Here is an 11,314-nt window from a genome sequence, read left to right as displayed (position 1 = left end):
CCGGCTGGCGCAGTTTCGCAGGCGATGACGACACCCGCGCTCGAACTGGTTGGACTCCGAACCGAATTTCGCATCGGCGGCACGTGGCACCCGGCGGTGCGCGACCTGTCGCTGACCCTGATGCGCGATGAGACGCTGGCCCTGGTCGGCGAGAGCGGCTGCGGCAAATCCGTTACCGCGCTGTCCGTCATGGGCCTGGTGCAGCCGCCCTTCGGCCGGGTCCATGCCGGGCGCATCCTGCTGGACGGCCGCGACCTGGCGGGGCTGTCCGACCAAGCGCTGGAATCGGTGCGTGGCGACCGAATGGCGATGATCTTCCAGGAACCGATGACGAGCCTGAACCCGGTGATGACCGTGGGCGACCAGGTAGCGGAGGCCTTGCGCATCCATCGCGGCCTGGATCGCAAGGCGGCGCGCGCCAGGGCGCTGACGCTGTTCGAGGAGGTGAAGATCCCCTCGCCGGCGCAGCGGCTGGACGAGTATCCGCACCAGTTCTCCGGCGGCATGCGCCAGCGCGTGATGATCGCCATCGCCCTGGCCTGCGAGCCCGCCGTGTTGCTGGCGGACGAACCCACCACGGCGCTGGACGTGACAATCCAGGCGCAGGTGCTCGGCCTGCTGGCGGACCTTCAGAAGAAGCACGGCATGGCGGTGCTGTTCATCACCCACAACCTCGGCGTGGTGGCGCAGATCGCGGATCGGGTGGCTGTGATGTATGCCGGGGAGATCGTGGAGCAGGGGCCGGTCGCCGCCATCTTCGACCGGCCGCAGCATCCCTATACCCGCGCGCTGTTTTCCGCGATCCCGAGGCTGGACCAGCCGGGCCAGGCGCTGTCCGCCATTCCCGGCCGGGTGCCGCCGCTGGATTCCATGCCCGCCGGCTGCCGCTTCGCGCCACGCTGCCCAATGGCGCAGGCGGGTTGCGAGCGGGAGCAGGTGCTGGCCGAAGTCTCGGCAGCACATGCGGCGCGCTGCCATGTCGCGACAGGGAAAGGTGCCCTTCATGCTTGACCCCGTGGGCCGGGTTGCAATGATCACCGGCGCCTCGCGCGGTATCGGCCGGGAAGTGCTGCGGCGCCTGCATGGCTCCGGCTGGCTGGTCAGCGCCGGCATCCGCAGCGCCGGCAAGCTCTCGGCCGGGCCGGACCTGATGCTGCATCGTTGGGACGCGGAAGCCGAGGGCAGCTCGGAGGCTTGGGTCGCCGCCACCATGGCCCGCTTCGGGCGCATCGACGCGGTGATCAACGCCGCCGGCATCAACCCGGTCGCGCGCCTGCTGGATGCGGATGAGACGGCGATGGACCGGCAGTGGCAGGTCAACACCAAGGCGCCGCTGCGCGTCATCCGCGCCGCCTGGCCGCACCTGGTGGCGGGCGGGGAGGGACGGGTGGTCAACATCGCCTCGCTGTCCGGCAAGCGCGTCGCCAACGACAATCTCGGCTATGCGATGAGCAAGTTCGCCGTGGTGGCGCTGACGCAGGAGGTGCGGCGGCTGGGCTGGGAACACGGCATCCGCGCCACCGCACTGTGCCCCGGCTTCGTGGCCACGGAAATGACGGCACACGCCAAGTTCCCGCGCGAGGCGATGAGCCGGCCGGAGGACGTGGCCGCCCTCGTCGAGACCGTGCTGCGCCTGCCCAATACCGCCAGTGTCGGCGAATTGCGGGTGAACTGCCGGTTCGAGGCGCTGCTGTGACGGCGGTTCGCCTGCTTGACCAGGACCGGCCCGTCCTCACTTTCACCGTCGATGGCATGGAACTGGCCGCACGTGCCGGGGACACGCTGTTGACGGCGATGCTGACGGCAGGCCTCGGCCATGTGCGGACCAGCGAATTCGGCGATGGCGGCCGCACCGGCTTCTGCTGGATGGGTGCCTGCCAGGATTGCTGGGTGCATGTGGTGGGTCCCGGTGTGAATCAGGGCATCCGCCGTGCCTGTACGACATTGGTGGAACCCGGGCTCGAGGTGATCAGGCGATGAAGGTGGTTGTGGTGGGTGCCGGCCCGGCGGGAATCCGCGCGGTGGAACAACTCGTGCGATCCGGCGTCACGCCGATCTGGATCGAGGAAGGCCCCGATGGTGGCGGCCGCGTCACGCAGCGCCCGCCCGCCGGCTTCACCCGTACCAACGCCCAGCTCTACGGCGCCGATGCCGGCCGGGCGAAGCGCCTGCACGCGACGCTGGATGCGCTGAAGGCGCGCACGGATTGGCGGCCGGACACGCTGGTCTGGAACATCCGCCCTGGCGACCGCGTGCTGCACACGCTGACCAATGGCGCGGCGCAGGGCGAGGTGACCTATGACGCGCTGATCCTCTGCACCGGCGCCATGGACCGCGTGCTGCCGCTGCCGGGCTGGACTTTGCCGAACGTAGCAACGCTCGGCGGCGCGCAGGTGGCGTTGAAGTCGCAGGGCGTCGGCATCGGCTCGAAGCCGGTGCTGATCGGCACCGGGCCGCTGCTGTGGCTGACGGCGCTGCAATACGCCAAGGCCGGTGCCAAGCCGGTGCTGGTGCTGGACACCACCGACATCATTACCAAGGCCCGCTTCGGCGCCGGCATGCTGTGGAATGCGCCGACGCTGTTGCGCGGCATGGGCATGTACGCCTCGCTCAAGGCGCGCGGCGTGCGCATGGCGGAGGATGCGACGCCACTGGCGATCGAGGGCGTAGACGGCGTCACCGCCGTGCATTGGCGCGACGCGGCGTGGAAGGAACATGTCACGCCCTGCGATGCGGTGGCGCTCGGCTGGGGCCTGAAGCCGGAGGCGCAATTGGCCGACCTCGCCGGCGTGCCGTTCGACTATGACGACACGCAGCAGAACTGGGTGCCGCGCGCCGATGCTGCCGGGCGGACGCCGGTGGAGGGCGTATACCTGGCCGGTGACGGCGCCGGGATCGGCGGGGCGGAGGTCGCGGAACTGGCCGGCGCACGCGCCGGGCTGGCGGTGTTGGCCGACGCGCACCTGCCCTCCGACGCCGCGCTGACCAAGCACCTCGATGGGCGGCTGCGCACGGAACGCCGCTTCCGGCGCGCGCTGGAGCAGGCCTTTCCCTATCCCGCACGCCTCGCCGCGCGGATGGAGGACAATACGCCGCTGTGCCGCTGCGAGGTGATCACCGCCGGCGACCTGCGTCGTGCCGCGGCGGAGGAGGCGCCGGAGCTGAACCGCGCCAAGGCGTTCTCCCGCATCGGCATGGGCCGCTGCCAGGGCCGGCTGTGCGGCCCGCCCGCGGCGGTGGTGTTGTCCAAGGCGCTCGGCGTGAAGGTCGAGGAGGTGGGCCGGCTGCGCGGGCAGCCGCCGGTGAAGCCGGTGCCGGTTGCACAGGTTGGCTGATGCAGTCGACTGATGTCCTGATCGTCGGCGGCGGCGGGGCAGGGTGCTCCGCCGCCCTGCACCTGGCGCTGCGCGGCGTGCGGGTGGTGCTGCTGGAACGCGGCCTGGTTGGCGGCCAGGCGACGGGGGTGAACTATGGCGGCGTGCGCCAGCAGGGTCGTGATCCCGCCGGCTTGCCGCTGGCGCGGAAATCCCGGGAGATCTGGTCGCGCATCTCCGAATTGACCGGCAGCGATGTCGAGTTCGACGCCTGCGGCCACCTCAAGCTGGCCCGCACGCCGGATGAGGAAGCGGAACTGCTGCGCTGGAATGCGCTGGCAGCCGAGCACGGCCTGCGACCGCGCATGATCGGCCGCAATGCGATCCGCGCGGAAAATCCCTTCTTCAGCGACCAGGTTATCGCCGGCAGCCTGCTGGAGGAGGATGGCAGCGCCAATCCGCGACTGTTGGCCCCGGCCCTGGCCCGCGCCGCGCGTGCTGCCGGGGCGGAGATCCGGGAGAACTGTGGCGTCACGGACCTGCACCATGACGGCGGCAACTTCGTCCTGACGGCCGGCGGGCGGTCCCTCACGGCGCCCTGGCTGCTGAACTGCGCCGGCTTCTGGGGCGGCGCGATTGCGCGCCGCTTCGGCGAGGAAGTGCCAATCACGAAGCTGCATCCAAACATGCTGGTAACGGAGCCGCTGCCCTACTTCCTGCGCAACAGCCTCGGCGTGGTCGGCGGCAACCTGTACCTGCGGCAGATTCCGCGCGGCAACATCATCTTCGGCGGCGGCCATGGCGAAAGCGACGAGGCCATCCGCGTGACCCGCCCGCGCCCGGATGCCGCCTTCGGCGCCATGCAGCGTGCCGTCGGCGTGATCCCCCGCCTGGCGGAGGCCATGGTGATCCGCAGCTGGACCGGCACGGACGGCATGCTGCCCGACCACTTCCCGGTGCTCGGCCCATCGCAGACCACGCCCGGCCTGATCCACGCCTTCGGCTTCTGCGGCGAGGGATTCCAAACCGGGCCCGGCGTCGGCGCGGTGCTGTCCGAGTTGGTGATGGACGGCGCCACGGATATTCCCTTGGACGCCTTCGCGATTGGTCGCTTCACGGACGCACGCGTAACAGGCTAGGCTCCGCGCAAGGTCCAACGGGGAAGATTTTTTCAATGCGCGGATTTCGTGCGGCGTTGCTGGGCAGCGCCATCGCCATAGCTTCCGTCTTCGGCGCGCAGGCGCAGGCCCCGGCGGGCCCGACGCTGCGCGTCGGCATGGCCGCGCAGGATGTTGGGCGGCTCGACCCGCATTTCGCCGTCTCCACCATCGACCGCGTCGTGGTCGCCTGGATGTTCAACGGGCTGGTGCGCTTCAAGCCCGGCTCCATCAACCCGGCCGAGATCGAGCCGGACCTGGCCGAGCGCTGGGAGAGCAGCGCCGACGGCAAGACCTGGACCTTCCACCTGCGCCGTGGCGTGCGCTTCCACGGCAACTACGGCGAACTCACCGCCGAGGACGTGGTGTTCTCGCTGCGCAAGGCCGGCACTGCCGCGACCAGCGCCTTCGCCGCCGACTACCGCGCGATTGAGAGCATCGAGGCAGTGGACCCGCACACGGTCCGGATCGTGCTGCGGGAGAACATCCCGAGCATGCTTGGCATCCTGACGAACTACTCCGGCGGCTACATCGTCTCGAAGCGCGCGGTGGAGGAGCGGGGCGACAACTTCGTGCGCTCGCCCATTGGCACCGGCCCCTTCGCGCTGGACCGCGTGACGCCGAACCAGTCGGCGGAACTGGTCGCTCATGCCGGCTACTTCCGCGGTGCGCCGCAGCTTGGCCGCATCAGCTACCGTTTCATCCCCTCCGACGCCTCCCGCGACCTGGCGTTCCAGAACCGTGAGCTGGATTTGAACTACGGCCGCGCCGACCAGACCTGGGTCAACCGCACGCGGCAGGTGCCGAACACGGTGGTGGACGTGTTCGAGCCGGGCGAACTGGCGATCCTGAACCTGAACACGCAGCAGCCGCCGTTCAACGATATCCGCATCCGCCAGGCGCTGGCGCATGCGGTGAACCGGGCGGAGCTGGTGCGCTTCCGCGGCCAGGACGTGGCGCGGGAGGGGCAGTCCCTGGTGCCGCGCGGCTATCTCGGCTTCAGCGCCGACAACGGCCTCCTGCCGGCCGATCCGGCGCGGGCACGGGCGCTTCTGGCGGAGGCCGGGCACCCGAACGGCATCACCATCCGCGTCATCCACACGCAGTTGCCGGAGATGCTGAACATGATGCAGGTGGTGCAGCAGCAGCTGCGCCGGTCCGGCATCACGCTCGACCTGCAGGTGGTGGAACACGCGACCTTCCACCAGCAGATCCGCCAGGACCTGTCGCCGATGGTCTACTACGCCGCGGCACGTTTCCCGGTGGCCGATATCTACCTGACGCAGTTCTTTCACGGCCGGTCACGCGTCCGCACGCCGACGGCGGTGACAAACTTCTCGCATTGCGACCAGGCGGACCAGCAGATCGACGCGGCGCGGGTCAGCACGGACATCGAGGCGCAGAAGCGCCTGTGGGCGGACGCGCAGCGCATCCTGGTACAGAATGTCTGTGGCGTACCGCTGATCGAGACGCTGTTGGTCTTCGCCCGTCGCGACAACCTGGACTATGGCTATGAGCTGAAAGGCTCGATGAGCCTGGGGCCGCTGATCACTGAAGCGACGCGGCTTCGGTGAGAAGGCCCTCACCACGACCCTCTCCCGCAGGCGGGCGAGGGGGCGAGGCGCGCTAGATGACAGGTTTCGTCCTGCGGCGGCTGCTGGCCGCCGTGCCGACGCTGATCGCGGTGCTGACGCTGGTCTTCATCATCGTCCGCATCGTGCCCGGTGACCCGGCGCTGGTGATCCTGGGCGACCAGGCCACGCCGGAGGCGATCGCGGCGCTGCGCACGCGGCTGGGCCTCGATCGGTCGCTGTGGGCACAGTATCTCAGCTTCATCGGCAGCGCGCTGATGGGCGATTTCGGCGTTTCCATGGTGACCGGTCGTTCCATCACGGCGGAGGTCGCGGCGGTGCTGCCGCATACGCTGGACCTCACCATCGCCTCGATGATCTTCGGCGTCGTCGTCGGCGTGCCGGTCGGCATCTGGGCGGCGCTGAACCGCAACGGCGTGGTCGATGTGGCCGCGCGCGTCCTGTCGCTGATCGGCCTGTCCTTTCCGGTGTTCGTCTCCGGCATCTTCCTGCTGCTGGCCTTCTCCCTTCACTGGCGCTGGTTTCCCGTCATCGGCGGGTCCGACCTGTCCGACTACGGCGACCGCCTGCACAAGCTGGTGCTACCCACCATCGCGCTTGGCCTGATCATGGCGGCCTACATCACGCGGGTGACGCGCAGCGCCATGCTGCAATCCCTCGGCGAGGACTACATCCGCACCGCGCGCGCCAAGGGCGTTCCGTGGCGCCGCGTGGTCTGGGTGCATGGGCTGCGCAATGCCTCGTTGCCCATCGTCACCGTGGTCGGGCTGTATGTCGGCATCCTGCTCGGCAATTCCGTGCTTACCGAAATCGTCTTCAACCGGCCCGGCCTCGGCAAGATCATCGTCGGCGCGCTGAACCAGCGTGACTACACGATGCTGCAGGGGCTGATGGTGATCTACTGCTTCCTCATCGTCGTAGTGAACCTGATCACGGACCTGCTGTACGGCGTCATCGACCCACGGGTGAAGGCGGAATGAGCACCACCTCGGAAATCGTGGCGCCGCCGCCGCCCTCCGGCTGGAAGCGGGCGCTCGGCAAGGCGCGTAGCAACCCGACCACGGCGGTCGGCGCGGTGATCTGCCTGCTGATCATGGCCGCCGCCATCTTCGCCCCCTGGCTCGCGCCCTACGACCCGGCGGAGCAGGACATCTTCAACCGCCTGCAATCGCCGGGCGGGGACTATCTACTGGGCACCGACCAGTTCGGGCGGGATATCCTGTCCCGCCTGATGTGGGGCGCGCGCATCTCGCTGATCGTCTCACTCGGCGCGATCTTCGCCGCGGCCATCATCGGCGGCGCCATCGGGCTGGTGTCGGGCTACATCGGCGGCAAGTTCGACCTGTTCGTGATGCAGGTGATGGATGTGCTGCTGTCCTTTCCCTCGCTGATCCTTGGCCTGATCGTGGTGGCGCTGCTGGGGCCGGAACTGGTCAATCTGGTTGTCGCCATCGCGCTGACCGCCATCGCGCCCTTCGCCCGCGTCGCCCGCGCGCCGACCCTGGCGCTGAAGGAGCGCGCCTTCGTGGAAGCCGGCCGCGCGCTGGGGTTCAGCCACACCCGCGTGCTGTTCCGCCACATCCTGCCCAACATCATGTCGGAGGTGATGGTGATGGGCACGCTGTGGCTCGCCACCGCCGTGCGCGTCGAAGCCTCCCTGTCCTTCATCGGCCTCGGCGTGAAGCCGCCGACGGCGACCTGGGGCGGCATGACGCGGGACGGGTTCGAGAACATCCTCGACGCACCCTGGCTCGCGGTGTTCCCGGGCATCGCCATCCTGCTGCTGGTGCTGGGGCTGAACATGGTGGGCGACGGGCTGCGCGACGCCACCGACCCGAAGCTGCGCAATGAGTGAACCTGTCCTGGTCGTGGACGGCCTGCGAAAGCACTTCGTCTCGAAGAAGGGCTTCCCGACCCCGCGCACCGTCCGCGTGCGCGCGGTGGAGGACATCTCCTTCACCATCAACGCCGGGGAAGCCTTCGGGCTGGTCGGTGAATCCGGCTGCGGCAAATCCACCGCCGCCCGCGCGCTGCTGCGGCTGATCGAGCCCGATGCCGGCACCGTCACCTGGAAGGGGGAGAACGTGCTGGCCGCGCGCGGTGCCGCCCTGAAGGCGCTGCGCCGGCGCATGCAGATCGTGTTCCAGGACCCATACTCCTCGCTCGATCCGCGGCAATCCATCGGCGATGCGCTAATGGAACCCATGCGCGTGCACGGCCTGGCGGAGGGCAAGGAGGCTCGCCGCCGCGCCGGTGCCCTGCTGGAGGAAGTCGGCCTGCCGCCGGCGGCGCTCGACCGCTTCCCGCACGAATTCAGTGGCGGCCAGCGCCAGCGCATCGGCATCGCCCGCGCGCTGACGGTGGAGCCGGAGTTGATCGTGGCGGACGAACCCGTCTCGGCGCTGGATGTCTCGGTGCAGGCGCAGGTGCTGTTGCTGATGCAGGACCTCCGCAAGCGTCGCGGCCTGGCCTTCCTGTTCGTCAGCCACGACCTGTCCGTGGTCCGCTGGTTCTGCGACCGCGTCGCGGTGATGTATCTCGGCCGCATCGTGGAGGAAGGGCCGGCCGGGCGCGTCCTGGCCAACCCGATGCACCCCTACGCCCAGATGCTGCGCGACGCCTCGCCCATTCCGGACCCCTCGCGCCGCGGCGTGCTGCCGCGCATCATTGGCGAGATCCCGAGCGCGGCGAACCCGCCGCCCGGCTGCCCCTTCCACCCGCGCTGCGTTCACGCCATGCCGCATTGCGCGCGGGAGCTGCCGCGCTGGACCGTGACGCCCGGCGAGAACCAGGGCGGCGTGGCCTGCCACCTGCACGGCTGATGTGGGATGTGGTGGTGGCCGGCGCGGGCGCGGCCGGGTTGGTTGCGGCGTTGGCGGCGGCGGATCGAGGGCGGCGCGTGCTGCTGCTGGAGCGCGACGCCGCGACGCCGAGCACCCTGTCCTTGTCCGGCGGCCTGATCGCGGCCGCCGGCACCCGCTGGCAGGATGAGCCCGACTCGCCCGCGCGGTTCGCGGCCGATATCCGGGCGAAATCCGGCGATGCGGTCGACCCGCTGCTGCTGGAAGCTGTGACGCACGGCGCGGCGGAGGCCTTGGCCTTCCTCGACCCAATCCTGCCGCTGCACCTGCACACTGGCGCCCGCTGGCCGGGCCATTCCGCCATGCGGCTGCACGCCACGCCTGCCGAATCCGGTTCGGAGCTTCAGGCACTGCTGCGACAGGCGGTGGCACGGCATCCCGGCATCGAACTCCGCGACGGCGTCGCCGTGACGGCACTGTTGCCTGGCGTCGCCGGTGTCGAGGCGGATGGCCAGATCGAGGCCGGCGCCGTCATCCTCGCCACCGGCGGCTTCGGCGGCGCGCCGGACCTGGTCGGGCGCTTCTGCCCGGAGGCCGCGGCCGCCGTGCATGTCGGCGGCGCGCTCAGCGATGGCGCCGCGCTGCGCTGGGCGGAGGCGCTGGGCGCGGAGGTTCGCTGCATGGATGCCTGGCAGGGCCAGCCGCATGTCTCGCCGCATCTGATGGGTCGGGAAAGGCCGCGCTTCGGCGGTGCCCTGCCGGCGCTCGGCGCCATCCTGGTGAACCGCCTCGGCCACCGTTTCGTGGCGGAGGATATGGGGCCCTCGGAACTCACCCCGCATCTGCTGGCGCAGCCGGGCAGCGTGGCGGTGGAGATCTGGGGCGAGGCCGCGCATCAGGCGGCGCTGTCCGGCGGCCCATTCCGGCACGCCGTGGCCTGTGGGGCGGTGACGGAATGTGCGGATGCGCCCGCCCTTGCCGCGCGCTTCGCCCTGCCGCTGGCGGCGCTCGCGGAGACCCTGGACGCATTGCGTCGCCAGCCCGACGGCTTCGGCCGCCAGGCCTGGGGCCACGCCTTGGTGCCGCCCTTCTACGCGGCGGAGGTCACCGGCGCGCTGGCCCATACGCAGGGTGGCCTTCGGGTGGATCGTAACGCGCGGGTGCTGCGGCCGGATGGGTCCGTCATTCCGCGCCTGTTCGCGGCCGGCGGCGTTGCCTGCGGCGTCTCAGGCCATGGCGCGGCAGGCTACGTGCCGGGAAACGGCCTGGCGCAGTCCTTTGCGCTCGGGTTCCGCGCCGGGCGGGCGGCATGACGGCCAGCCCCTGCACCGGGGCCTGCCTGCTGGACCCGCGCACCGGCTGGTGCCGCGGCTGCGGTCGCAGCGGTGACGAGATCGCCGCCTGGCCCTATCTGTCGGAGGCCGCGCGGCGCGCCTTGCTGGCCGAACTGCCGGCCCGCATGACGAGCCGGCCGCCCTTCAAGCCCGTCAGGCAGCCGTGATGCCGAAGCGGCGGATGATCTCGGCGTAGCGCGCCGCATCCTCCTGCATCGCCGCCTGCAGAGCCTCCGGGCCCTCGTCGGTCGGCTCGACCCCAAGGCCCGCCAGACGCTCGGCGATGTCCGGTCGCTTCACGGCGGCACGGCTGGCGGCGTTCAAGCGGGCAATGATGGCGGGATCGGTGCCGGCCGGCGCCAGCAGCCCGTGCCAGCCGACAGCGGACAGGCCGGCGAAGCCGACCTCGCGCAGGGTCGGCACATCCGGCAGCGCGGCGGCCCGCGCCTCCGGGCTGACGAACAGCCCGCGCAGCCGGCCGGAGCGGACGTGATCGGTCACCGCGCCGATGTTGATCATGACGCCCTGAAGCTGGCCGCCCAGCAGGTCGTTCAGCGCCAGCGCACCGCCGCGATAGGGAACGTGCGTCCAGCGGCCGTCGGCGGCGCGCGAAAGCTGTTCCACCAGCAGATGCGCCAACTGCCCATGGCCCGGCGTGCCCACCGCCGGGGGTTGCCGGCGGCTGGCGGCGAACCAGGCGGCGAAGTCGGCCGCCGGGTCATCGGCGCGCACTACCAGGATCTGCGGCACGCGCACCGTGCGGTGGATGGCGGCGAAGCCGAGCGGGTCGAAGCCCAGGCGCGGCGTCAGCGTCCCGGTGATCGACAGCGTATCGGCGCCGGCCAGCAGCGTATGCCCATCCGCCGCCGCGCGGGCCGCCGCCGCATAGCCGATGTTGGATCCACCGCCGGCGAGGTTTTCCACCTGCACCGTCTGGCCCAGGATCTCGGTCAGGGCGCGGGCCGAATGCCGCGCGACGATGTCCTGGCTGCCGCCCGGCGCCACCGGCACGATCAGGCGGATTGGCCGGTCCGACTGGGCGCGGGCGAGGCCCGGTGCGGCGAGAAGGCCCGCGGACAGGGCGAGAAAGCGGCGGCGTGGGAGGGTCATGTTCGG

12 protein-coding genes are annotated in these 11,314 nt (G+C 70.6%); 11 read left to right on the top strand and 1 reads right to left on the bottom strand.

Annotation, left to right across the window (positions count from 1 at the left end; genetic code table 11):
* Positions 1-24 precede the first annotated feature (24 nt).
* The 11 genes from ACLF3G_RS01000 to ACLF3G_RS00950 are packed head-to-tail and all read left to right on the top strand — an operon-like array spanning position 25 to position 10,365.
* The gene (locus ACLF3G_RS01000) at positions 25-1,011 is read left to right on the top strand and encodes an ABC transporter ATP-binding protein (RefSeq protein WP_430667446.1); all 987 of its coding nucleotides are present in this window, start codon (positions 25-27) and stop codon (positions 1,009-1,011) included.
* Positions 1,004-1,696, top strand: a complete 693-nt coding sequence (locus tag ACLF3G_RS00995) for an SDR family NAD(P)-dependent oxidoreductase (RefSeq protein WP_430667445.1) — start codon at positions 1,004-1,006, stop codon at positions 1,694-1,696. Before ACLF3G_RS01000 ends, ACLF3G_RS00995 begins: the two co-directional genes overlap by 8 nt.
* Positions 1,693-1,980, top strand: a complete 288-nt coding sequence (locus tag ACLF3G_RS00990; protein ID WP_430667444.1) for a (2Fe-2S)-binding protein — start codon at positions 1,693-1,695, stop codon at positions 1,978-1,980. Before ACLF3G_RS00995 ends, ACLF3G_RS00990 begins: the two co-directional genes overlap by 4 nt.
* The gene (locus ACLF3G_RS00985) at positions 1,977-3,335 is read left to right on the top strand and encodes an FAD-dependent oxidoreductase (RefSeq protein ID WP_430667443.1); all 1,359 of its coding nucleotides are present in this window, start codon (positions 1,977-1,979) and stop codon (positions 3,333-3,335) included. Before ACLF3G_RS00990 ends, ACLF3G_RS00985 begins: the two co-directional genes overlap by 4 nt.
* Positions 3,335-4,453: an NAD(P)/FAD-dependent oxidoreductase gene (locus ACLF3G_RS00980; RefSeq protein WP_430667442.1), complete on the top strand. Its 1,119-nt coding sequence runs from the start codon at positions 3,335-3,337 to the stop codon at positions 4,451-4,453. The genes ACLF3G_RS00985 and ACLF3G_RS00980 overlap by 1 nt, the downstream gene beginning before the upstream one ends.
* 35 nt (positions 4,454-4,488) lie before the next feature.
* Entirely contained in the window at positions 4,489-6,045 is a 1,557-nt protein-coding gene (locus tag ACLF3G_RS00975) for an ABC transporter substrate-binding protein (RefSeq protein WP_430667441.1), read from the top strand.
* A 56-nt stretch (positions 6,046-6,101) separates the two neighbouring features.
* Positions 6,102-7,043 (top strand): ABC transporter permease, encoded by a 942-nt coding sequence (locus tag ACLF3G_RS00970; protein WP_430667440.1) that lies wholly within the window; start codon positions 6,102-6,104, stop codon positions 7,041-7,043.
* Positions 7,040-7,918: an ABC transporter permease gene (locus tag ACLF3G_RS00965; protein ID WP_430667439.1), complete on the top strand. Its 879-nt coding sequence runs from the start codon at positions 7,040-7,042 to the stop codon at positions 7,916-7,918. The genes ACLF3G_RS00970 and ACLF3G_RS00965 overlap by 4 nt, the downstream gene beginning before the upstream one ends.
* Positions 7,911-8,885 carry an ABC transporter ATP-binding protein gene (locus ACLF3G_RS00960; RefSeq protein WP_430667438.1) on the top strand — a complete coding sequence of 325 codons (975 nt, stop codon included), beginning with the start codon at positions 7,911-7,913 and terminating at the stop codon, positions 8,883-8,885. The genes ACLF3G_RS00965 and ACLF3G_RS00960 overlap by 8 nt, the downstream gene beginning before the upstream one ends.
* On the top strand, positions 8,807-10,177 hold the full coding sequence (locus ACLF3G_RS00955; RefSeq protein WP_430667437.1) for an FAD-dependent oxidoreductase: 1,371 nt from the start codon (positions 8,807-8,809) through the stop codon (positions 10,175-10,177). The genes ACLF3G_RS00960 and ACLF3G_RS00955 overlap by 79 nt, the downstream gene beginning before the upstream one ends.
* Positions 10,174-10,365 (top strand): DUF1289 domain-containing protein, encoded by a 192-nt coding sequence (locus ACLF3G_RS00950; protein WP_430667436.1) that lies wholly within the window; start codon positions 10,174-10,176, stop codon positions 10,363-10,365. Before ACLF3G_RS00955 ends, ACLF3G_RS00950 begins: the two co-directional genes overlap by 4 nt.
* Here ACLF3G_RS00950 and ACLF3G_RS00945 read toward each other — a convergent pair.
* Entirely contained in the window at positions 10,352-11,308 is a 957-nt protein-coding gene (locus tag ACLF3G_RS00945; protein WP_430667435.1) for a Bug family tripartite tricarboxylate transporter substrate binding protein, read from the bottom strand. The genes ACLF3G_RS00950 and ACLF3G_RS00945 overlap by 14 nt on opposite strands.
* Positions 11,309-11,314 lie beyond the last annotated feature (6 nt).

Source organism: Falsiroseomonas sp. HC035 (genome assembly GCF_050563525.1).
Classification (GTDB): Bacteria; Pseudomonadota; Alphaproteobacteria; order Acetobacterales; family Acetobacteraceae; genus Falsiroseomonas.
The sequence above is the reverse complement of the archived record's forward strand: the minus strand, read 5'-3'. Positions and strand labels throughout refer to the sequence as shown.

What these genes read in the sequence shown, in the direction of transcription:
- ACLF3G_RS01000 (WP_430667446.1), top strand. Translation starts at nt 25, where the DNA reads ATGACGACACCCGCGCTCGAACTGGTTGGACTCCGAACCGAATTTCGC.
- ACLF3G_RS00965 (WP_430667439.1), top strand. Translation starts at nt 7,040, where the DNA reads ATGAGCACCACCTCGGAAATCGTGGCGCCGCCGCCGCCCTCCGGCTGG.
- ACLF3G_RS00960 (WP_430667438.1), top strand. Translation starts at nt 7,911, where the DNA reads ATGAGTGAACCTGTCCTGGTCGTGGACGGCCTGCGAAAGCACTTCGTC.
- ACLF3G_RS00970 (WP_430667440.1), top strand. Translation starts at nt 6,102, where the DNA reads ATGACAGGTTTCGTCCTGCGGCGGCTGCTGGCCGCCGTGCCGACGCTG.
- ACLF3G_RS00950 (WP_430667436.1), top strand. Translation starts at nt 10,174, where the DNA reads ATGACGGCCAGCCCCTGCACCGGGGCCTGCCTGCTGGACCCGCGCACC.
- ACLF3G_RS00995 (WP_430667445.1), top strand. Translation starts at nt 1,004, where the DNA reads ATGCTTGACCCCGTGGGCCGGGTTGCAATGATCACCGGCGCCTCGCGC.
- ACLF3G_RS00985 (WP_430667443.1), top strand. Translation starts at nt 1,977, where the DNA reads ATGAAGGTGGTTGTGGTGGGTGCCGGCCCGGCGGGAATCCGCGCGGTG.
- ACLF3G_RS00980 (WP_430667442.1), top strand. Translation starts at nt 3,335, where the DNA reads ATGCAGTCGACTGATGTCCTGATCGTCGGCGGCGGCGGGGCAGGGTGC.
- ACLF3G_RS00945 (WP_430667435.1), bottom strand. Translation starts at nt 11,308, where the DNA reads ATGACCCTCCCACGCCGCCGCTTTCTCGCCCTGTCCGCGGGCCTTCTC.
- ACLF3G_RS00975 (WP_430667441.1), top strand. Translation starts at nt 4,489, where the DNA reads ATGCGCGGATTTCGTGCGGCGTTGCTGGGCAGCGCCATCGCCATAGCT.